The organism is Aeromonas popoffii (genome assembly GCF_000820025.1).
GTDB lineage: Bacteria > Pseudomonadota > Gammaproteobacteria > Enterobacterales > Aeromonadaceae > Aeromonas > Aeromonas popoffii.
The window spans coordinates 1-22,347 of record NZ_CDBI01000104.1; the positions used below are offsets into that span (position 1 = coordinate 1).

A 22,347-nucleotide genomic window follows, 5' to 3' on the forward strand; every position below is an offset into this window, starting at 1 on the left:
TTGACGATCAGCTGGTTGTCATTGACCTCGACACTGGTGGCCTTGCCCTGACTGGTCAGCCCGGCCAACGCCGGTTGGTTCGTATCAAAGTTGAGGGAGACCAGACGATCACTGCCCACCGTCACCGGCAGCCGACCATCAATGCTCTGGTTGTCCCCCTCTTGCAGGGCAATACCCTTGTCGATGCCCAATGCGGGATCACTGCCATCATTGACGGTCAGCGTCAGGTTGGCACTGGTGCTATCGCCGTCGATCTCGTTGGCGCTCACCTGCAAACCGAGGGAGAGGCTGTCACGGCCCTGATGATCCAGCGGCCCGGTGAGGGTGACAACTACCCGACCAGCCAGATCGCTGCCCTGCTGCTCAGCCTTCAGCTCGGCGCGCAGCACCTCTACCCGTTTGCCACTGCCATCCAGGTAGTAACCCAACAGGGTGCGATCACCGGCAAATTCGAACGTCAGCGGATGGCCATCACTCCCCAGCCCGGCACCGTTGAGGGTGGCCAGCGTCTGGCTCTGGTTACTGAACACCAGCGAATCCACCAGCAGGGGATCGGCGGTGTGTTTGACCACAAAGCTGCTCTCGCCCACCACGGCGGCGCCGTTGGTAAAGGCATCTTCGGTCAGGGGAATGGCCGGGATGTCGAAGCTGGGCGGATTGCTGTCCACCAGAGTGAGCACCAACGGCGCCTTCACCAGATCGCCGTCGCTATCGCGATATTCGAGGTTGAACGGCAGGCGCAACGTGTCCTGACCGTGATCCAGACTCTGACTCCAGACGATGCGGTAGCTGCCGTCATTGTTGAGGGTCAGGGTGAAGACGGTCGAACCACCGGCGGTGGCGGTCAGGGTCTGACCATTGATGGTGTAGCCGAGAGGCACACCGTGGCTGACAAACCCCAGCCCTTCCAGCGCACTCTGGTCGGCAGCAAACTGAACTTGCAGATTGCCATCCTGACCGGCACCGGTATTGAGACTGCCGGTCGCGGTCACCGGGCCATCGGCCAAACCTGCTTCGGAGAGTGTCAGGGTCTCGCTCTGACCGATCAGCGGTGCGCCATCGCTTGCGCTGTTGCCCGCCAAATCGGTGACGCTGGCGCGCACTTCAAAGGATTGATTGATGCCGGAGAGATCAAGGCCGCTCACCTGCCAGCGACCATCGGCCCCTACCAGCGCCGAGGTAGTCAGCAGCGGCTGGCCATTGCTGTCGACCAGGGTGATGGTGACATTCTGACCCGCTTCCACATTGCTGCTGGAACCGCTCAGGGTGGCGCTGTTATTGCCAAACAGGGCGGCGGTATCGAGATCATCGATATCGATGAAGGCCTGGGTATCGACATTGATAACAAGGGTATCGCTGGCGCGGTTGCCGGCAATATCCACTGAATTGACCTGAAACTGGTACTGGCCATCGGCCAGGGTCTGCGGCAACTGATATTGCCAGTTACCGGCGGTATCCACCGTCAGGACGGTGAGCACGCTGCCGCCAAGGCTCAGGGTCACGGTGGCGCCGGGCTCCCCCTTCCCTTGCAGCAGCGGGGTATTGTCGCGGGTCAGATCATCGGTCTGACTGGCACCGCTGTCGCTCTCATCGGCGAGATCCAGAGTAATGGTGGTGATGGTATCGAGCAGGGTCTGGCCGGTGTCGTTGGCATTGTTGCCCGCCTGATCCTGGGTATTGGCCACAATCTGCAGCGGGCCATCCACCAGCTTGCCGGTGACATCGCCAAAGTTGGCCTCCCAGACCAAGCCAGGCAGCACCACGGTCGTTACTGTCAGTGAATTTCCCGCCTGGTCGATAAGGGTGACGGTGACCGGCTGGCCCACCTCCACATCGAACACAGTGCCGCGGATGATGACGCCCGCCGCTTCATCGGCATTGATGATGTTGTCGCTGGTCTGGGGGTCGGTGATGGTGATAGCGGCAAAGAGGTCGCGCTCTTCGGAAAACAGCAGCTCATCGCCCGCAGGTTGAGCTGTGTGATAGGTGTCGAAACCAGCCTCGGCCAGGGTAGCGTCATTGGTACGATCGACCACAACGAATCCGCCCGAGCTGGAACCGGCGACACCGCCGATATTACCTGCAGCCGCGGCAGCATTGCCCGCCGCGGTCTCCTGGAATTGAGCTGTCGGGTCTATCCCCTGGCGGATAGCCTCTTGCAACGAGGCCAGCTCCGGATCGGCCAGTTGCCCATCACCAGCGGGAGTGGCAGGCTCAGGTTTGGCGGCAACCGCTTGCTCACCAGCCGTATCACTGCCCGGCTCGGCTAGTTGAAAATGGCCCCCTTGGGCGGTTTGGAGGCGGTCCCCCGGCTGCAACGCCATCCCCACCTTTGCGCGTATGGCAGATCCATCTGCATTGATGACAAACACGGAGCCCTCGAGTTGGGTGATCACCGTGGACTTTTCAATTTGCAACTCAGCCATACAGCCTCCAGTACCATTTTACGCACTGACATCAGTATCAACCGGACACTCATTTGTTCAATAATCATACCGCACCCGGCAGCTTGGGTCTTTTCGCTATTTTCGACAACAAAAGCGATTAAATGGCCTTAACTGACAACTTTGTGCATCAGGCAAGGGTTCTTAAACAAAACAAGATTTGAATGGCCCCGCCTCCATCCCTCTAGTAACAGGCTTATTCGCTCGCATGTGAGCATTTCGGTCGCGTGACGAGAAATTTGCCCAGCACCTCGATGAACTGACGACTGCTGGCGCGCCACATGGTTCGCACTCAATATGCCTAAAATGCATATTTAGTCAAAAAATCCACATGCGAAATGGCGATGCAATCCGCGTTGTGACAATGGCAAACGGGATTGGCAGCAAAATGGCTCGTTCATGACGGTATCGATACCCCCCTTACATCGGATGTTCTGCGGTGAACAAGGAGTTGAGTTTTCATAAAATTTAATCGAGATCTCATTTCAACGATCAATCCGGTGCACCAATTGATCTGGCACAACTCTCCTGCTGATAAATCATCATTAAATTTACCTATTTGATAGGGTAAGCCTCTAGAAATCACATATTGCGCGGTTTTATTCATCGCCAACCACACGTCTGCCCACCCCGCCCAATGGGGATGAAATCCACGCAACAAGATGGAACGGGTCAGACCAGGACATTTATCTGGGAGTGATAAACGTGGGTTCACAACACAGGCATACCAAACTGGGCTTCGCAGCCCTGCTGCTAACCAGCTGGCTTGGCGCCAGCGGCTTTGCACAGGCTGATGAGACAACCACCAAGGGCAAGATAGAGGCGCGCAGTGAGCTGTTCGCCAAGGATCACACCGATCAGTTCACCAGCTGGCAGGCCACCCGCGAGAGCGAGACGCGCACCGATGCGCTGGCGGAAGATCCCAATATGATCGTGCTGTGGGGAGGCTATCCCTTTGCCAAGGATTACAACAAGCCACGCGGTCACTTCTATGCCCTGACCGATGTGCGCGAGACCCTGCGCACCGGCGCCCCGAAAACCGCCGAAGATGGCCCGCTGCCGATGGCCTGCTGGAGCTGCAAAGGCCCGGATGTGGCCCGCGTTATCGATGAAAAAGGCGAAGATGGCTACTTCAAGGGGATGTGGGCAAAAGGTGGGCCGGAGATCGTCAACACCATCGGCTGCGCTGACTGCCACGACACCGCCTCGAAGGAGTTCAAGGAGGGCAAGCCGGCCCTGCACCTCTCCCGTCCCTATGCCGATCGGGCCATGACCGCCATCGGCAAGCCGTTCAAGGATCAGGGACGCTTCGATCAGCAGTCTCAGGTGTGCGGCCAGTGCCACGTGGAGTACTACTTCAGCGGCCCCACCAAGGCGGTGAAATTCCCCTGGGACAAGGGCACCACGGTTGAGCAGATGGAAGAGTATTACGACGAGATCGGTTTCGCCGACTGGACTCATGCCCTCTCCAGAACCCCCATGCTCAAGGCCCAGCATCCGGAATACGAGACCTGGCGGGCTGGCATCCACGGCCAGAACAACGTCGCCTGCGTCGACTGCCACATGCCCAAGGTGCAAAACGATCAGGGCAAGGTCTACACGGATCACAAGGTGGGCAACCCTTTCGATCGTTTCGAGCAGACCTGCCGCAACTGCCACACCCAGAGCAAGGAGATGCTGCAAGGCATAGTCCAGCAGCGCAAAGAGGCGGTGATCGAGACCAAGCTGAAGGTCGAGAAGCAGCTGGTGCACGCCCACTTCGAGGCCAAGGCGGCCTGGGATGCCGGTGCCACCGACGCCGAGATGAAGGACATTCTGCAGGACATCCGTCACGCCCAGTGGCGCTGGGACTATGCCATCGCCTCCCACGGGGTGCAGATGCACGCCCCCGAAGTGGCCCTCAAGGTACTTGGCAGCGCGCTGGACAAGGCCGCTGACGCCCGCACCAAGCTGGCTCGCCTGCTGGCGACCAAAGGGATCAGCCACGAGATCGCCATCCCCGACATCTCCAGCAAGGAGAAGGCCCAAACCGCCCTTGGCATGGATATGAAACAGATGAACAGCGACAAGGCCCAGTTCCTCAAGACCACAGTCCCCGCCTGGGATGCCGAGGCCAAAGCGGCTGGACGGCTGGCACAGTAATGGCGCCTGCGGGCCCGACCAGATCGGGCTCGCAGCGGATGGAAGCTTCCTATGGGTGATTTAACGATGGATTTCTTACGACTGATGCTGATGGCAGCCATGCTGCTCACCAGCCTGCAGGGTCAGGCGGCCGAACCGGCAGCCGCCCCTGTTCCGGCCACACCTGCCCCGGCCACACAGGAGGTGGCGTTTTTGCGCAATCCCGATGCGGCCTGTACCGACTGCCACAAGGAGCAGGCCTACGGCATGCACGGCAAGCATGGCCAGGCAACCAACCCCAACAACCTGGCGCCGGTCACCTGCACCAACTGCCACGGCCTGCCCTCTCCCCAGCACAGGGAAGGGGTCAAGGATGTGATGCGGTTCAGTGACAGCTTCAACGACCAGCAAAGCGCATTGCAAGATAAGCTGAGCAGCGCCAACGACACGCAAAGCGATGAGGCTTACCCCATCGCCGAGCAAAACGGGGTCTGCATGAGCTGCCACGAGCCCAAACCCCTGCGCGAGGCACTCTGGGCTCACGACGTGCACGCCACCAAGCTCACCTGCACCAGCTGTCACCAGCTGCACCCGGCCAAAGATCCCATGGCGGGGATCCCTGAAAAATCCCGCATCACGCTTTGCGTCGACTGCCACAACAAGCAGCATGAGGCGATCAGAGCCACGAACGCCGCCCCGGGCAAGGAGGCACAATGAGCTGCTCTCGCCGTCACTTCATGGCGGGGATGAGCGCGGGGGCCCTCATCATGATGACGGGGCCTGTTCGCGCGACTGCCCTCGCCCACAGCCAGACCATCAACGGGGTGCGCTATGGCATGATCCACGACGAGACGGCCTGTATCGGCTGCACCGCCTGCATGGATGCTTGCCGGGAGGTGAATCAGGTGCCGGAAGGGGTTTCGCGCCTCGAGATCATCCGTTCCGGCCCCGTCGGTGAATTTCCCGATGCCGAGTACCGCTTCTTTCGTAAATCGTGCCAGCACTGTGATAACGCCCCCTGCGTGCACGTCTGCCCCACCGGGGCCTCCCATATCAGGGCGGAGGATGGCATCGTCGAGGTGAACCCGGACTTGTGCGTCGGTTGCATGTACTGTCTGGCCGCCTGCCCCTACCAGGTGCGCTTTATCAACCCGGTGACCAAGGTCGCCGACAAGTGCGACTTTTGCCGCAAGACCAATCTGGCGGCGGGCAAGGAGCCAGCCTGTGTGGGATCCTGCCCCACCAGGGCGCTGGTGTTTGGCAATCTGGATGATCCGGGCAGCCCCATCGCACAGCGGCTGGTGAAGGAGACCACCTATCGCTACAAGCAGGCGCTCGGCACCTCGCCCAAGATGTACCGCGTACCCAAAGGGGAGATAACCTCATGACCATGCAAGCGGCCTTTCACTGCCCCTCGCGGGGGTGGGGAGTTGCCCCATCGCCATCGACCCCGTCAGTAACAGAGGGAGGGAATAACCATGTGGCATGACGCCTTTCATTTCCCTTCTCTTGTCTGGGACTGGCCGATCGCCATCTATCTCTTTCTGCTCGGCATCTCCGCCGGCGCCACCACCCTCTCGGTGCTATTGCGCCGCAAGGGGGCTGGCAGCGAGAGCGGCATCATCAAGGCGACTGCCATTCTGGCGCCGCTCAGCGTCGTGTTGGGACTGCTCATCCTCATCTTCCACCTGGCCCGCCCCTGGACCTTCTGGAAGCTGATGTTCCACTACCAGTTCGACTCCGTGATGTCGATGGGGGTCATGCTGTTCCAGCTCTATATGGCTGTGCTGTTCGCCTGGCTGGCGGTGGTGTTCAGAGCCGATATTGAGACGCTGCGCCGCCGGTTGCTGAAAGAGAAGTTCGCCTTTGTGGATAATCTCATCGGCTGGCTCGCCCGCATCGAACGGCTGCTGGCACCGCTGCTGTTGCTGCTCGCCGTGCTCTTGGGGGCCTACACCGGCTTTCTGCTCTCGGCGCTCAAAACCTATCCGCTGCTCAACAACCCTGTGCTGCCGGTGCTGTTTCTGGTCTCCGGCATCAGCTCCGGCATTGCCGCCACCATCTTGCTGGCGGTGACCCTGTTCAGGGAGAACCACCACAGCCAGGGGGTGAGCTTTGTCCACCGCTTCGAGCGGCCGGTGCTGGCGGTGGAGCTGTTGCTGCTGGTCTGCTTCTTTACCGGCCTCTACTTTGGTGGCGGCCAGAAAGAGGTGGCGATGTGGGCTGCCATCGGCAGCGGTTTCTGGGCTCAGGTGTTCTGGGTCGGGGTGGTGGGGATCGGCATGCTACTGCCCCAGCTGCTCGCCCTGCTGATGCCCGCTCGGCTACGGGAGAGGAACGGCCATCTGGTACTGATCTGCAGCCTGACCCTGATGGGGATCTTGCTGCTGCGCTACTTCGTGCTCTACGCCGGCCAGATGACAGTAGTTTAAAGGTATGATCTCCAGCGCCAGCCACCTAGGGGCGACTGGCGCTGGTTTGTTGCTGGCCCAATTCATTTCTGGTGATGCCACACCCGCTGCCTGCGGAGTCTCCCCGCCAAACAGGAGACAAGGCGGCGTGTGTGCCATGACATGAATGAGATCAAAGATTGAACCTGGAGGTTTTGTGCTGGCGGAGCTTGGCTATCTCTCACTGCTACTGGCAGCGGCACTCTCGCTGCTGCAGGGCACCCTGCCCTGGCTGGGATTGCGCCTCGCCTCCCCGACCCTGCTGCGCTGCGCCAAGCCGCTGGTGCTGAGCAACGCCATCCTGCTGGGGGCTGCCCTGCTGCTGCTCGCCAGTTGCTTTGCCCGGGATGATTTTACCGTCAGCTATGTGGCCCAGCACGCCAACAGCGCCCTGCCCCTGGGCTTCAAGCTGGCTGCAGTCTGGGGTGGTCACGAAGGCTCCATGCTCTTTTTCGTCTTTGCACTGGCCCTGTGGGGGGCCTTGGTGGCGATTTGTTCAAAGCGGGTCGATCCGCTGATCACCGCTCGGGTGCTGGCCATCATGGGGCTGATCGTCGGGCTCTTTGCCCTCTATACCCTGATCTTCTCCAGCCCGTTTGACCGCCAATTCCCGGGGCCGCTGGAGGGGCGCGATCTTAACCCCATGCTGCAAGATATCGGTCTTATCATTCACCCGCCCCTGCTCTATCTAGGCTACGTCGGCTTTGCAGTCAACTTCGCCTTCGCCATGGCAGCGCTCCATTCGGGCAGGCTGGATGGCGCAGTGGCCCACTGGAGCCGCCCCTGGGCGCTCGGCTCCTGGGTGTTTCTCACCGCCGGTATCGTGCTGGGCTCTTGGTGGGCCTATTACGAACTGGGCTGGGGCGGCTGGTGGTTCTGGGATCCGGTGGAAAATGCCTCCCTGCTGCCCTGGCTGCTGGGCACAGCCCTGCTGCACGCTCTTGTAGTCTGCGAGAAGCGCGGCGCCTACGGCCACGCCGTGCTGTTGCTCTCCATTTTCACCTTTGCACTGAGCCTGCTCGGTACCTTTGTGGTGCGCTCCGGGGTACTCACCTCGGTGCACGCCTTTGCGGTGGATCCCAACCGCGGCCTCACCCTGTTGCTGCTGCTCGGTATTCTGCTCACCACGGCGCTCACCCTGTTTGCGCTGCGCGCCGACACCCGCGCCCCCTACGCCAGCTTCGGCTTACTGTCAAAGGAGGGGCTGCTCGGCGCCGCCATCCTGCTGCTCTGCGTGGCCTGCGCCAGTGTGCTGCTCGGCACCTTCTACCCCATGGTGTTCCAGTCGCTCCATCTGGGATCGCTCTCGGTGGGTGCCCCCTACTTCAACACCATCTTTGTACCGCTGGCCCTGCTGCTGATGGGGCTGATGACCCAGCTGCCCCGTCTGCGCTGGCAGCAGCTTGCCGCAAGTCCTCGGCTCAACACCCTGTTGCCGCCGCTGTTTGGCCTGCTTGGCGGCGGGCTGCTTAGCCTTGCCTATCTGGAACAGGGATCTTTTTCCGGTAGCTGGAGCGGCATCCTCGCCAATATGGTGAGCCTCTGGCTGATGGCCAGCCTGCTACTCCCTTTCTCACAACTGACCTCACTTCGTGAGTTGACGTTCAAGCGGCTCGGCAGCTTGCTGGCCCACCTCGGGGTGGCGGTGTGCGCCCTCGGCATTGCCCAAGTGAGCCACCACAGTCAGGAAGGGGGCACAGTGCTCGGTGCCAACCAACCCTACCAGCTCGGCGCGTTCGAATTTCGCTATGAGGGGCGCGAGCCGGTGATCGGCCCCAACTATACCGCCGAGCGCATCACGCTTAGCGTGCACAAGGAGGGCCGCGAGGTGGCAAGGCTCGCCCCCGAGCGGCGCCACTACAGCGTGCGCACCATGAACATGAACGAACCGGGCATCGCGTGGGGATTGTTGGGCGATCTCTACGTGGTACTGGGTGAGAAGATGGGACCCGATGCCTATGCCATGCGGCTGCACTACAAGCCGCTGGTGCGCTGGATCTGGCTCGGCGGCCTGTTGATGATCGCGGGCGGCACTCTGCGCCTGCTCGCCCGTCGCCCCTTGCTTGCCTCCCGCCCCATTGCGGTTGGCGCCTCCCATCCCCGGCTCGAACAGGAGGCGTTATGAGATCCCGCCTGCGCCTCTTTCTTCCCCTGCTCCTGACCCTGGGCCTCGGCACCCTGCTCTGGCTCGGCCTTGGCAATAATCCCTACAGCCAGGATGAGGCGACCCTGGGGCGAACCCTGCCTGCGTGGCAGAGCGACAATCTGCTGGATGGGAGTCCGATCCAGACCGCCAGCCTCAAGGGCGAGCCCTTTGTGCTTAACGTCTGGGCCAGCTGGTGCGTCAACTGCCGCGCCGAACATCCGCGGCTCACCGAGCTGGCGGGCACAGTGCCCCTCTACGGCCTCAACTATCGGGACAAGGGTGACGCGGCCCGCGCCTGGCTTATCCAGGCGGGCAACCCCTATCGCGCCGTGCTGGCCGACCCGGAAGGAAAACTGGCGCTGGAGCTCGGCGTCTACGGCACGCCGGAGACCTATCTGTTTGCCGCCGATGGCACCCTGCTTGCCCGCCACACCGGCGCGCTCACCAAAGCGATCTGGCAGCGCCAGTTTGCACCGCTGCTGGCACAGGCACGGGCTGACGTGTTAGCCAAGGAGGCGAGACCATGAAGGGCATGACCTTGCTGCGTTACTTTCCGTTTTACTTTCCGTGCTACTTACCACATCTCCTGCTACTCGGCCTGATGATCTCTTTCACGCCAGCAGCCACGGCCAGCGGGGTCGATACCTATCAGTTTCGCCATCCCGAGCTGCAAAATCGGGCGCAAGAGCTGGCCCGCGCCCTGCGCTGTCCCCAGTGTCAGAACCAGAATCTGGTGGAGTCCAACTCCCCCATCGCCCGGGATTTGCGACTCGAAGTCTACCGCTGGGTGGACGAGGGGCAGAGCGATGAGCAGGTGATCGCCCGTATGACGGAGCGCTTTGGCGATTTCGTCCGCTACGATCCCCCCTTCAAAGCCAGCACGGCGCTGCTGTGGGGTGGCCCCCTGCTGCTGTTGGGGCTCGCGCTGTTGACTCTGCGTCGTCGCCTGACGCGCACAGAAGTACGGGCCGTCCCTGTCGTTAAGGCCATCGTTGAGCCGCGCCATCAACCCGCCGCCGATCCGCGCAGCGAATTGAATCAGCTGATCATGCTTGGGGAGCAGGCCAGCCTCTCCCCCGCAGAGCCGCTCTATAGGGAGCTGACCGCCGCCCGCCTTGCCAATGCCACACCCGCCACAGAGTTGGCCCTGCGCGCACAACTGACCAACCAGCGTGACAATAGCGACCGCCATACCCGGCACGGGCGCGTCTTGTTGCTACTTGGCATCATGGCAATCGCTGCCGTTGCCGCCACTTACATGAGCAGCGGCCGCTATCAGGCATGGCAGGCTCATGCATCCCGTCCCGACCCGCTGGCAGGGCTGAGCCCACGAGCTCTGCAGGACAAGGAGCTGGGGAGTCTGCATCAAACCTTGCAGCGCAGCCCCGCCGATCTCAACAGCTGGGCGGCGCTCGGTCAGCTCTATCTCTATCGGAACGAGTACGACAACGCCCTGCTCGCCTATCAGCGCCTTGCCCTGCTGGAGGGGGGGGCCAGCGCGGCAACCCAGGCCGCCCAAGCCACCGTGCGCTACTATCAGGCGGGCCAGCAGCTTACCCCGGAGGCAACCCACCTGCTGGAGAGCGCCCTCAAGCAGGATGCGGGGGAAGTGAGCACCCTGATGCTGCTCGCCGCCGATCACTTCCTGCACGGCCGCTACACCCGGGCCATTGCGCTGTGGCAACAGCTGCTCGATAGCGAGCGCCCTCGCATCAACCGTGCGGCGCTTATCGAGGCGATCCAGACGGCGAAAATGATGGGGGGATAACCCGGTTGATTGGGGGTATGTCGTCGTCGTAATATTGCGCCTCGACCACAGACGTTAATCATCTCCTGGCAGAGATGACGCATATTTATCCAGCAAGCTGTTCCACTTTCCAGACTATTTCTACTGCCATGTAAGCCAACGATTTCCGACATATGCCGGCGACTGGGTGGATGTTAATCTGGTGGCAAACTATCTGGCCAAGAGCAGCCTGAATGAAATAGACGCCATTGGTCTGCCAGCGGAGACGTTTTTCATTTAAGACCCCTTTATCCCTGTCGTTTTAATTACAGACGGCAAACCAAGCGAGAAAAAACCATGATCCCCATTCGCTGTAAAGCCGTCTCCGGTGTCGCCCTCTCAACGATGGATGGCGAAACAAAGCTGCTGGTGATGAAACGCGTAAAGGGCGGTTTCTGGTGCCATGTGGCTGGCACGATTGAGGCGGGGGAAACCGGCTGGCAGACCATTATTCGCGAGTTTGGCGAAGAGACGGGTATCACGGTTTGCGAGTTATACACAGCCCATTATCTGGAACAATTTTACGAAAGCGCTTCAAATACGGTGGAGGTAGTGCCGGTATTTGTGGTCTATTGCCCTCCCAATCAGGTGGTCACCCTCAACGACGAGCACACCGAATATCGCTGGTGCACCTTGGCCGAGGCCAAGGGACTGGTGAGTTTTCCCGGCCAGCAGGCGCTCTATGACCATGTCTGGCACTATTTTGTCGAGCGCAGTCCCTCGGCGCTGATGCGAGTAGCGACAGAAGCCTGAAAATGCAGGTTCTCTCAACGCAGGTGGTGCCGCTTGCGCCACCGCAAGGGGGATTAACGGGCTGCCAGGCCCCAGAGACGCAATATATAGTGCGCCACCATGACGGGTGACGCTGGCATGTATCAGACTCGCTCATGGTTGGATATTTCCCCGATCGAGTCGTCATTTAGCCGTCAACATGGGGATTTCAAGGCGTACGATCCCATTAAATTGAAATATCGGGCCATTAGACGTTGTGAAGCGTCAATTACCGTCATATAACTTAGCCAAATGTTCCAGTCATTCACGGTAGCGTCAAAACATGATTATTCGTCCTTTTCTTACCCTGCTGCTCGGTGCCTTCCTCGTTCCCGTCAGCATGGAGAGCGCCCAAGCCAATCCGTTTACGGCCACATCCCACTCCCCCAAACGCTTTCTGGAACCGCGCAACGATCTTGCCCTGAGTTCGGCTGCCTTCGTGGTGGCCAATCCACGCACCGGCGAGGTGCTGTCAGAGCGCAATGCCAATCGGGTGATGCCCATCGCCTCCATCACCAAACTGATGACGGCGCTGGTGGTGCTCGATGCCAATCAGCGCCTCTCCGAAATGCTGACCGTCACCATGGCCGATGTGGATCGTCTCAAGGGAACAGGGTCGCGGCTGGCGGTAGGATCGCGTCTGAGCCGGGCCGACATGCTGCACATCGCCCTGATGTCGTCGGAAAACCGCGCGGCCTCCGCACTGGCCAGACATTACCCGGGGGGCCAGCGCGCCTTTGTCGAGGCGATGAATGCCAAGGCCCGCATGCTTGGCATGTGGAACACCCAGTTCGCAGACAGCACGGGGCTCACCCCTCGCAACGTCTCCAGCGCCCATGATCTGGCCAAACTGGTGGCAGCTGCCTCTGCCTACCCACTCATTCGCCAGTACTCTTCCACCGAAGAGCGCATGGTGCGCAACGGCAAGCACCAATTGCACTACCTCAACTCCAACCGCCTGGTGCGTGAAGGCAGCTGGCCTGTCACCCTCTCCAAGACGGGTTACATTCGCGAGGCGGGGCGCTGCCTGGTGATGGCAACCCAGATAAACCGCGAGCCGGTGATCCTGGTGCTGCTCAATGCCGATACCCCCAACTCCCGGGTGGCGGATGCCAAACGGATCAAGTCCTGGCTGGAGACCTCCGGCCGCATGAGCCTGACTGCCCAATCCCGCCCCCAGCCCAAGCTGTTCAGCAGCCAGTAATCTGCTTCAGACGCTCACGGTAAAAAGCCCCCGCACCTGTCGTGCGGGGGCTTTGCTATTGATGCCGTGCCAACACCCCGGTTTACACCGTCGGAGCGTTAGACTGGCTTGAGCCGCGCGGTGAAATGACGCAGCAACGGCGGCTCGTAGTCGAAGGTAAGACCACGGATCTCGCTGGCACGCGCCTTCACCGCGATCAGGCAGTCGGCCACATAGTCCATGTGATCCCGGGTATAGACCCGGCGCGGAATGGTGAGGCGCAGCAGCTCGAAGTCCGCCACCTCCTGCTTGCCGGTGGCGGGATCGCGCCCCAGCAGCAGGGAGCCTATCTCCACCCCGCGCACGCCCCCTTCCAGATAGAGCTCGCAGGCGAGTGCATGAGCCGGGAACTGCTCGGCCGGAATATGGGGCAGCAGCTTTTTGGCATCGACAAAGACCGCATGGCCGCCGGTGGGGGTCTGGATGGGGATGCCCGCCTCGGCCAGCCGCTCGCCCAGATAAGCCACCTGACCGATGCGATAGGTGAGATACTCCTCATCCATCCCCTCCCGCAGGCCGATGGCGAGCGCCGCCATGTCCCGTCCCGCGAGGCCGCCATAGGTGACAAACCCCTCCATCGCCACACAGCGCACCTGCACTGCACGAAACAGGTCGAGATCCTCTTTAAAGCAGCAGAGCCCGCCGATATTGACCAGCCCATCCTTCTTGGCCGACATGGTGAACATGTCCCCCAGGGCAAACATCTGGCGCACTATCTCCCCGATGCCTGTCTTGGCGTAAGCCGGGTCGCGCGCCTTGATAAACCAGGCGTTCTCGGCGAAGCGGGCGGCATCGATCACCACCGGAATCTGGTGGCGACGGGCCAGCTCGGAGACCGCCTCCATATTGGCCATGGAGACCGGCTGCCCCCCTGCGCTGTTGCAGGTCACCGTGATGATGACACCGGCCACGTTGTCGGCCCCCAGGGTCTCGATGGTGTCGGTCAGACGAGGGAGATCAAAATCCCCCTTCCAGGCATAAGGGGCCGTGGTGTCGAGGGCTTGCGGGGTGAGCAGGTTGATGGCCCGCGCCCCCGCCAACTCCACATGGGCCTTGGTAGTGTCGAAGTGGTAGTTGGAGATAAAGACCGGCTCCCTGCCCTGGCAGCGCTTGACCAGCTCGGGGAAGAGGATCTGCTCCGCCCCGCGTCCCTGGTGGGTGGGGATCACATGCTGATAGCCAAAGATCTCGCGCACTGTGCGCTCCAGTTCAACGAAGTTGCGGCTGCCCGCATAGGCCTCATCCCCCATCATGATGCCGGCCCACTGGCGATCCGACATGGCACCAGTGCCGCTGTCGGTCAGCAGGTCGATGTAAACATCCTCGGCCAACAGCAGAAAGGGGTTCCAGCCTGCGGCCTCGAGGGCGGTGCGGCGCTCGGCGCCTGTGGTCTGCTTGATGGGCTCGACCATCTTGATACGAAACGGTTCGGGTATACGACGCATGATCTTCTCCTTGCACCAGCCGTGCGAACGCCTGGCGACAGTCACCAATATGAAATGAAAACAAGTGGGGTTAACGCAGGGAGATCAGCGGCGAGGGAAGTCGCACACCAGCACTATATCTTGCACATACCAGGGCAGTGTGTGGGGACTGGCGGTGGGCCAGCCTGATGAGGCGTCAGCAGTTCGGGTCATCACATCCTTTCCTGTGGTGGTCTAACACGAGCAAGCCAGTAAAACGCACATGCACCATGCAATGCACTGACCACTCTAGGCAGAGGCTGTATGGGGCGACAAGCGACACGCATCACCGTTGCGATCGGGAGCACAGATTTAACAACCCCGTTACCTTGGCCGCATAGACGATCATGGGGTGAATGCGGAACCAACCAGCCCAGGCCCCCATCAACCCATCCTGCCGCAGTCATAAACATCGCATTATTGTGATAAATCATCATTATCAGCTGGCAATAAATGTTAACGCAGTGATAAATCATATTTTCAAACGGGTGGATTTGCCGATCACGCTACCGGTGATAACGTGTGGCCTGTGCGCTGGGTCCCTCTCTTTGTCCGCTCGCGACAAACGCAGTAACGGGAGCGGGCCAGCCCTCATAAAAACAGCAGGATCGGCCGGTGGCGCCTGCATAACGACAAGGATGGTGTGATGAAGATAGTGGTGTTGGGTGGTGGCGTGATTGGCGTAGCCAGCGCCTGGTATCTGGCCAAGGCAGGTCATCAGGTGACCCTGCTGGAACGGCAGGATGGGGTGGCGCTGGAGACCAGCCATGCCAATGCCGGTCAGATCTCTCCCGGTTACGCGGCGCCCTGGGCGGCGCCCGGCATTCCCCTCAAGGCCGCCAAGTGGCTGCTGCAAAAACACGCCCCCTTCACGGTGCGCCCCACATCGGATCCATTTCAGCTGCGCTGGATGCTGAAGATGTTCGCCAACTGCACTCCGACTGCCTATGCCATCAACAAGGGGCGCATGGTGCGCCTTGCCGAATACAGCCGTGACTGCATGAAGGGGCTGCGTGATGAGCTGGCCCTGGATTACGAAGGACGCCAGCTCGGCACCCTGCAGCTGTTTCGAAGCCAGGCCCAGCTTGATGCCAGCAAACGGGATATCGAGGTGCTGGAAGAGTATGGCGTGCCCTACCAGTCATTGGATGCCAGCGGTTGTGAGGAGGTGGAGCCTGCGCTGGCGCGGGTACGCGGCAAGATAGTGGGCGGCCTGCGCCTGCCGGGTGATGAAACCGGCGATTGCTTCCGCTTCACCAAGGCACTGGCCGCCGAGGCGCAAAAACTCGGGGTGGAATTTGTCTTCAACTGCGCTATCGACGAGATTGAACTGGCGCAGGGGCGCGCCGTAGCGGTGCGGGCCGGTGAGCAGCGTTTCAAGGCCGATGCCATCGTCTGTGCGCTGGGCAGCTATGCCACCGGCTTCCTGCGCCCGCTTGGGCTCGATCTGCCAGTCTACCCGGTCAAGGGCTACTCCCTCACCCTGCCGATGGCCAACCGCGATGCGGCGCCACGCAGTACAGTGCTGGATGAAACCTACAAGGTTGCCATCACCCGCTTCGATGATCGGATCCGGGTCGGCGGTATGGCGGAGCTGTCGGGTTTCAACCTGGCGCTCAACCCGAAACGCTACGACACCCTGGCCATGGTGGTGGGGGATCTCTTCCCTGAGGGGGGGGACATACAGCAGGCCGAGTTCTGGACCGGGCTGCGGCCTATGACGCCAGACGGTACCCCGCTGGTGGGCCCAAGCCCTGTGCCAGGGCTCTGGCTCAACACAGGCCACGGCACCCTGGGCTGGACCATGGCGGCAGGGTCGGGCCAGCTGTTGGCGGATCTCATCAGCGGCAGCACGCCCGCCATCAGCGATAAAGGGCTGACCCTGGCCCGCTACGGCTGAGACTGAGGCTGCCACAAGGCCTGATCCTGCAGCAAGGCCTGCCGATCCTGGCGACTGCTGCCGAGCAGCTCACCGTCCTGATCCTGGGCAAGATCGCCCTGGCCGGCTCGCGATGCACTCGCTCGGCTGGGGAACGGCGCCGCGGTAGCCTGTTGCAGAGAAAGGCCAGCGTCACTGCCACGGCAGAGGCCAGCGCGCAGGCAAGCGGCTCACACAAACAGGGCGTCCGGTCCGCCGGCCGCCCTGTTTGTGTTTTTCATCAACAAAGTGATGTCCGGATGCACACTGTTGCATCCAAAATGTGACGCCGCAGAAAGTTCTCACAAAAACAATGGGTAACGATCCCTTTTTTCTCTTCTCTTAACGCTTTCTTAAGACTTGCCGTGTACCCTTGATGTCAATTTCATCAACAGAGCCACTCATCATGAGCACCATCAGAGACGCCCTGCGTCGCTTCGACGGCCAGCGCCGTTGCTGGACAACCGGGCTGGAGCGGGCAGCCCTCGCCTGGCTTGCCAAACGCGGCAGGCTGCCAGCCTCAAGCCAGCCAGCCCAACGGATCCTCATCATTCGCAGCACGAACCGCATAGGCAACAATCTGTTCCTGCTGCCCTTTTTGCAAAAGGTACGCAGTACTCACCCCAACGCCGACATCGAGCTGGTGTGTAGCGGTGGCCAACTGCTCCCCTTTCTGGCCGATCTGAAACTGCAACAGGTGCATCAGGTCAGATTGCAGGGTAAGCAGCTGATCGCGGCCCTGCCCGTGCTGTGGCGCCTGGGTCGCCAACAGTATGACCAGGTTTATGTCCCGTTCGCCTCCAGCACGGATCACCTCATCGCCGCCTGGGTGCGCGCCAGCGAGAAGCTGGGTTTTGAGGAAGCCAGGGGGGATGTGCTGTTCGATCGGCCGATCGCCTCCAACGACCAGTGCCACTATGCCCACCAGCCGCTGCAACTGCTCGGCCTGCATGCAAGCCTCGCCGATCAGATTGAACTGGGCAGTATGCTGCACACCGCCTGCCCACACCTGACGGCGTTGATACAGAGCCACCCGGGCCGGCCCCTTATCGGCTTTTTCACCGGCGCCCGCAAGGGCAAGGGGCTCTCCCTCCCCCAATGGCAGCGGCTGCTCGGGGATCTGCGCCGCCAACGCCCGGATGCCCTGCTGATCCAGTTCAATGATCCGGCCGATCCCCTGCCTCTGCTGGGCGACATGCCGGTCTCCCTGCGCAACTTGAGCGAATTGGCCCGCTTCGCCAGCGGCCTCACCCTCTTTGTCAGCTGCGACACGGGCCCGCTCCATCTGGCCGCCGCCAGCGGCGTGCCTTGCCTGGGCCTCTTTACCCAGACAGATCCCGAGCGCTACGGCTGCCTCGGGGCCCAGCACCTCAACCTGGTCGTCAACGATCGCAACGCCATTCCCCTCGATCCCCACTGGCTGGCCGAGACGCTGGCACGTGCGCAAACACCCAGGGAGCGGCAACCCGCCCTCTCCAATGCGCAATACCAGAGCCCATCCCAGGCCCCCCAGCTGGTGGCACACTGACCACGATGACGCAGCCACAAAGAGGGCGGCCTTGGCCGCCCTCTTTGTTTTAACAAGCCGTGATCCGGCGCCAGGGGGCAACAGCCTACCGATAACGCGCCTCGATGCGAGCCAGCTCGCCACTCTGACGCAGCCTGACCAGGACGCGGGAGAACTCGGGCGCCCGGCGCTGAAAAGGAGAGGTATGGGCGATGCAGAGGGTGAGCGGGGTCAATCCCAGCTGAAGCGGCACCTCTATGATGCGCCCCGTCAACCCCAGCTGGCGAAGCTTGAAGTTGGCCACGATGGGATCCGTGATCATCACATCCCCCCTGCCAGCAGAGAGCATCTTGAAGACGTTGTCCACGTTCATGGTCAGATGGACCTTGAATCCCACCAGATTCTCCTTGCCCCAGCCATTGCCTATGTAGTCGAGGATGGTGAACGTATTGAGATCCGCCAGGGTGCGAGCCTGATTGAGCCGCGCCAGCTGGGGGTGCCCCGCCTGGGTGAACAGGGTCAGGGTAGAGAAGGCGACCGGCTCCTCCACCACCCGGGTGTAGTCCCCCCGCGCCTGGGTAGGCACAGTGACAAAGCCATCGGCCTGGCCGGCCCGCACCAGTTTCTGGGCCCGCAGCCAAGGATACCCCTGATGAGTGACGCGGATGCCGAGCTCGGCCGCGACCCTGTCCATCACATCCACCATGATGCCCCGCATCTTGCCTTGCTCGTCACGCCAGGAGTAGGGGGCAAAATCATCGAAATAGACCATGTTGAGCGAGGGGCCTGGAGCAGCCAGGGGGCAACTGGCCAGCAGCAGCGCCCATAGACAACCGATCCAGACACCTGTTTTCATCATTTCCTGCCCCGCCCACATCACCCAGCCCTGAGCCTAACGCACGCGCCCGCACAAAAACAGAGGGAAGGCATGCGCCTTCCCTCTTTCATTATGCCCGTACTCTGTCGTGCTTTACTGCTGTGTTGCCAGCATGACTGCCGAACTAAGCCAGCTCGGCCCGCAGCGCCCTGGTGGCATTGACCATCACCTTGAGGGCCGCCTCAGTCTCTTCCCAGCCCCGGGTCTTGAGGCCGCAATCCGGGTTGACCCAGAGCCGCTCGGCCGGGATCTGTTTGGCCGCCTTGCGCAGCAAGCCCTCAATCCAGCTCTGGCTCGGCACGTTCGGCGAGTGGATGTCATACACGCCCGGCCCGATTTCATTGGGATAGTTGAAGCGTTCGAACGCTTCGAGCAGCTGCATCTGGCTGCGACTGGTCTCTATGGTGATGACGTCCGCATCCAACGCTGCCACCGCCTCTATGATGAGGTTGAAGTCGCTATAACACATGTGGGTGTGGATCTGGGTGCTGTCCACCACAGGGCTCGCGCTCAGACGGAAGGCGCGCACCGCCCAGTCCAGATACGCCTGATGATCCTGTTTGCGCAGGGGCAAGCCTTCGCGGATCGCCGGTTCGTCGATCTGAATGATCTTGATGCCGGCGGCTTCCAGATCCGCCACCTCGTCGCGAATGGCCAGGCCAATTTGCAGGGCGGACTGCTCACGGCTCACATCTTCGCGCGGGAAGGACCAGCAGAGGATGGTCACCGGGCCCGTCAGCATCCCCTTCACCGGCTTGTCAGTCAGGCTCTGGGCAAACCGGGTCCACTCGAGGGTCATGGGGGTCGGGCGGTCGATATCGCGGGTGATCACCGGCGGCTTGACGCAGCGGGAGCCATAGCTCTGCACCCAGCCGAAGCGAGTGATGGCAAAACCGTCCAGCAGTTCACCGAAATACTCCACCATGTCGTTGCGCTCGGCCTCGCCGTGCACCAGCACGTCCAACCCGATGGCCTCCTGGCGCTCGATCGCATCCTTTATCTGGGCCTGGATACCCGCCTCGTAGGCGCTATCGTCGATGCGACCGGCCCGCCACTCCTGACGCAGCACCCGAATTTCCGAGGTCTGCGGGAAGGAGCCAATGGTGGTGGTCGGCAACAGCGGCAGCTTGAGATCATGGCGCTGGGCCTGCGCTCGCACCGGATAGGCACTCTGGCGGTTGAAATCACTGTTGGTCAGGCTGGCAAGGCGCGACTGTACCGCTTTCTTGTGTACCCGGCTGTCGGACTCCCGCGCCACGATGGGCTGGCTGTAGGCGGTGATCTTGTCCAGTGCTCCGCCATCGAGATAGTCGGAGAGCAGCCCCAGCTCATAGCACTTTTGCAGGGCGAAGGCGAACCAGCTGCGGGTCTGGGTGTCCAGCTCGTGCTCCAGGGTGAGATCGACCGGGCTATGCAACAGGGAGCAGGAAGAGGCCACCCAGAGCCGTTCGCCCAGCTTCTCTTTCAATGCTTTCAGCGTCGGCGCCAGCTTGGCCAGATTGGCACGCCAGACGTTGCGGCCATTGATCACCCCGGCAGAGATGACCCACTGGGCCGGCAGGTGCGGGACCAGCGTCTCAAGCTGCTCGGGTGCCGCCACCAGATCCAGGTGCAGGCCATCCACCTTGAGGCTGGTGATGATGTCACGCTGATGGGCAACCGAGCCGAAATAGGTGGTGAGCAGCAGCTTGCAGGGACCGCTCAGGCGCTCATAGGCATTGAGATAGGCCAACCGCCACTCGTCCGGCAGGTCCAGCGCCAGCACCGGCTCATCGATCTGCACCCACTCCACGCCTTGTGCAGCCAGCTTGGCCAGGATCTCCTGGTAGACGATAAGCAGACGGTCGAGCAGTTCGAGGCGCGAAAAGCCGCTCTCTTTCTCCTTGCCAAGCCACAGATAAGAGACGGGCCCCAGCAGCACAGCCTTGACTGGCAGTCCCAGCGCCTTGGCCTCTTCCACTTCGTCAAACAGCTGGCTCCAGCCCAGCTTGAAGCGCTGGTCGCGGCTGAACTCGGGCACCAGGTAGTGATAGTTGGTGTTGAACCACTTGGTCATCTCGGCGGCGGCGGCAGCCGGGCCGGTCGGCGCACGGCCACGGGCCACCCGGAACAGGGTATCGAGATCGGTGTCACCGTGGCGGTGACGGGCAGGCACTGCGTCCACCAGCAAGCTGGTGCCGAGCACTTGATCGTACCAGGCAAAATCCCCCACCGGCAGCAGGTTGACCCCGGCGGTGCGTTGGGCCTGCCAGTGACGCTCACGCAGGCTCTTGCCGGTGGCGATGAGTTCCGCCTGAGTGGTCTCGCCACGCCAGTAAGATTCGAGGGCAAATTTCAGCTCGCGCTTGGCGCCGATACGGGGGAAGCCCAGGGTGTGTGCTCGTGTCATAGGTCCAATTCCTTATGCTCATTCATCTGATGGGAAACTGGATGATTTGGCCATCCAGATGTTTACACATCCAAAATGACAAGATAAGGTGGCGTTGGCTATTGAATCCTTTTCAACAGCCTCTCAAAAAATCCGCGATTGATGCAACAAGGAGCCATGTTATGGCAGTGCCAAGCAATGCAGGTCTGGAAATCAAGCACTTGAGAACCCTGACCGCGCTGGCCGAGCAGGGGTCGCTGGCCGGCGCCGCGCTGACTCTCAACCTCACCCAGTCGGCCCTCTCCCATCAGCTCAAAGAGCTGGAGACCCGCCTCAATATGGAGCTCTACCTGCGCAAGAGCCGCCCCCTGGTGCTGACGGCGGCAGGCCAGCTGCTGCTGAGTCTGGCCCATCAGGTGTTGCCCGCGCTATCCCAGACCGAGAAGCAACTGCACGCCCTGCAGAGCGGCGACGCGGGCAGGCTGCATCTGGCGCTCGATTGCCACAGCTGCATCCAGTGGCTGCTGCCACTCTTGCCCGACTTTCGCCGCCAGTGGCCGGGGGTGGATCTGGAAGTGGAGTCGGTGCCCGGCTTTGATGCCATCAATGCCCTGCTCGGCGGTCAGCTCGACTTGCTGCTCACCTCGGACGTGCAGGCCCGCGGCGATCTCCACTTCGAACCGCTGTTTGCCTTCGACCTCAACTTGGTGATGGCGCCGGATCACCCCCTCTGCCACCAGAGCCGCATCGAGCCGAGCGACCTTGGGCCAGAGGTGCTGCTGGTCTACCCGGTGGAGCGCAGCCGCATGGATATCTTCAGCCGCTTTTTGCAACCCGCCGGGGTGGAGCCCGCCCGCTGCAAGCTGGTGGACAATACCTCCGTCATGCTGCAGATGGCCGCCGCCGGGCTCGGGGTCGCTGCCCTGCCGCGCTGGGCCAGCGAGGAGTTTGTGCGGCAGGGCTTGCTCGAAGCCAGGCCGCTGGGGGGCGGAGTCCGCCGTCATATGTATGGCGCGGTGCGGGCCGCCGACAAGGATCAAGCCTGCCTGCAGAGCCTGTTCGAGCGCATTCGCAGCAAAATGGGTGAACAAAAAGAGGCGGAAAAACACCGCTGATGGGGCAATACAGGTCAGTGAAGGGTCTTTTCAGCGTGGGCCATCGTCTGCCCTGTCTCGTGCAAGAAGACCCGCTGCAACTGCCAGCACGGCCAGGGGATACGAGTGGGGAAGATCGGTGTCATTGAGGGTCGGGAT

The 22,347-nt window shown here is 61.5% G+C and carries 16 protein-coding genes; 12 read left to right on the plus strand and 4 right to left on the minus strand.

All coding sequences use genetic code 11. The features are described from left to right. On the minus strand, positions 1 to 2,426 hold a 2,426-nt coding region (locus tag BN1129_RS21390), incomplete at its 3' end, for a retention module-containing protein (RefSeq protein WP_042039321.1). 723 nt (positions 2,427 to 3,149) lie between these two features. Here BN1129_RS21390 and nrfA point away from each other — a divergent pair. From nrfA to pbpG, 9 genes are all read left to right on the plus strand, one after another. Then, entirely contained in the window at positions 3,150 to 4,586 is a 1,437-nt protein-coding gene (gene nrfA, locus BN1129_RS21395; protein WP_422614022.1) for an ammonia-forming nitrite reductase cytochrome c552 subunit, read from the plus strand. A gap of 51 nt (positions 4,587 to 4,637) precedes the next feature. Further along, complete coding sequence (gene nrfB / locus BN1129_RS21400) at positions 4,638 to 5,282, plus strand: cytochrome c nitrite reductase pentaheme subunit (RefSeq protein WP_042039323.1); 645 nt, start codon at positions 4,638 to 4,640, stop codon at positions 5,280 to 5,282. Next, entirely contained in the window at positions 5,279 to 5,953 is a 675-nt protein-coding gene (locus BN1129_RS21405; protein WP_042039324.1) for a 4Fe-4S dicluster domain-containing protein, read from the plus strand. Before nrfB ends, BN1129_RS21405 begins: the two co-directional genes overlap by 4 nt. Before the next feature lie 90 nt (positions 5,954 to 6,043). Further along, the gene (gene nrfD / locus BN1129_RS21410; RefSeq protein ID WP_042039325.1) at positions 6,044 to 6,997 is read left to right on the plus strand and encodes a cytochrome c nitrite reductase subunit NrfD; all 954 of its coding nucleotides are present in this window, start codon (positions 6,044 to 6,046) and stop codon (positions 6,995 to 6,997) included. Between the two features lie 175 nt (positions 6,998 to 7,172). Continuing rightward, the gene (gene nrfE / locus BN1129_RS21415) at positions 7,173 to 9,140 is read left to right on the plus strand and encodes a heme lyase NrfEFG subunit NrfE (RefSeq protein ID WP_042039327.1); all 1,968 of its coding nucleotides are present in this window, start codon (positions 7,173 to 7,175) and stop codon (positions 9,138 to 9,140) included. Continuing rightward, positions 9,137 to 9,688, plus strand: coding sequence for a DsbE family thiol:disulfide interchange protein (locus BN1129_RS21420; RefSeq protein ID WP_042039328.1), 552 nt, complete (start codon positions 9,137 to 9,139; stop codon positions 9,686 to 9,688). The genes nrfE and BN1129_RS21420 overlap by 4 nt, the downstream gene beginning before the upstream one ends. Before the next feature lie 74 nt (positions 9,689 to 9,762). Then, on the plus strand, positions 9,763 to 10,929 hold the full coding sequence (nrfF, locus tag BN1129_RS21425; protein WP_422614023.1) for a heme lyase NrfEFG subunit NrfF: 1,167 nt from the start codon (positions 9,763 to 9,765) through the stop codon (positions 10,927 to 10,929). 315 nt (positions 10,930 to 11,244) lie between these two features. Continuing rightward, positions 11,245 to 11,700 carry an NUDIX hydrolase gene (locus tag BN1129_RS21430; RefSeq protein WP_042039329.1) on the plus strand — a complete coding sequence of 152 codons (456 nt, stop codon included), beginning with the start codon at positions 11,245 to 11,247 and terminating at the stop codon, positions 11,698 to 11,700. A gap of 301 nt (positions 11,701 to 12,001) precedes the next feature. Next, positions 12,002 to 12,922, plus strand: a complete 921-nt coding sequence (gene pbpG / locus BN1129_RS21435) for a D-alanyl-D-alanine endopeptidase (protein WP_042039330.1) — start codon at positions 12,002 to 12,004, stop codon at positions 12,920 to 12,922. Between the two features lie 98 nt (positions 12,923 to 13,020). Here pbpG and BN1129_RS21440 read toward each other — a convergent pair whose 3' ends face one another. Next, positions 13,021 to 14,406: a tryptophanase gene (locus BN1129_RS21440; RefSeq protein WP_042039331.1), complete on the minus strand. Its 1,386-nt coding sequence runs from the start codon at positions 14,404 to 14,406 to the stop codon at positions 13,021 to 13,023. Positions 14,407 to 15,046: 640 nt separating this feature from the next. Here BN1129_RS21440 and BN1129_RS21445 point away from each other — a divergent pair. Beyond that, positions 15,047 to 16,324 (plus strand): D-amino acid dehydrogenase, encoded by a 1,278-nt coding sequence (locus tag BN1129_RS21445; protein WP_339366210.1) that lies wholly within the window; start codon positions 15,047 to 15,049, stop codon positions 16,322 to 16,324. A gap of 424 nt (positions 16,325 to 16,748) precedes the next feature. Beyond that, positions 16,749 to 17,870, plus strand: coding sequence for a glycosyltransferase family 9 protein (locus BN1129_RS21450; RefSeq protein ID WP_042039333.1), 1,122 nt, complete (start codon positions 16,749 to 16,751; stop codon positions 17,868 to 17,870). Between the two features lie 85 nt (positions 17,871 to 17,955). Here the strand turns inward: BN1129_RS21450 and BN1129_RS21455 are convergent, their stop codons facing one another. Both BN1129_RS21455 and metE read right to left on the minus strand, forming a co-directional pair. After that, positions 17,956 to 18,621 (minus strand): substrate-binding periplasmic protein, encoded by a 666-nt coding sequence (locus BN1129_RS21455; protein ID WP_244463096.1) that lies wholly within the window; start codon positions 18,619 to 18,621, stop codon positions 17,956 to 17,958. Positions 18,622 to 18,850: 229 nt separating this feature from the next. After that, a complete protein-coding gene (gene metE / locus BN1129_RS21460) occupies positions 18,851 to 21,115 on the minus strand; it encodes a 5-methyltetrahydropteroyltriglutamate--homocysteine S-methyltransferase (RefSeq protein WP_042039335.1) in 2,265 nt (754 codons plus the stop codon). Positions 21,116 to 21,276: 161 nt separating this feature from the next. Here metE and BN1129_RS21465 point away from each other — a divergent pair, with 161 nt between their 5' ends. Then, complete coding sequence (locus BN1129_RS21465; protein ID WP_042039336.1) at positions 21,277 to 22,209, plus strand: LysR substrate-binding domain-containing protein; 933 nt, start codon at positions 21,277 to 21,279, stop codon at positions 22,207 to 22,209. The last annotated feature ends 138 nt before the right edge of the window (positions 22,210 to 22,347 follow it).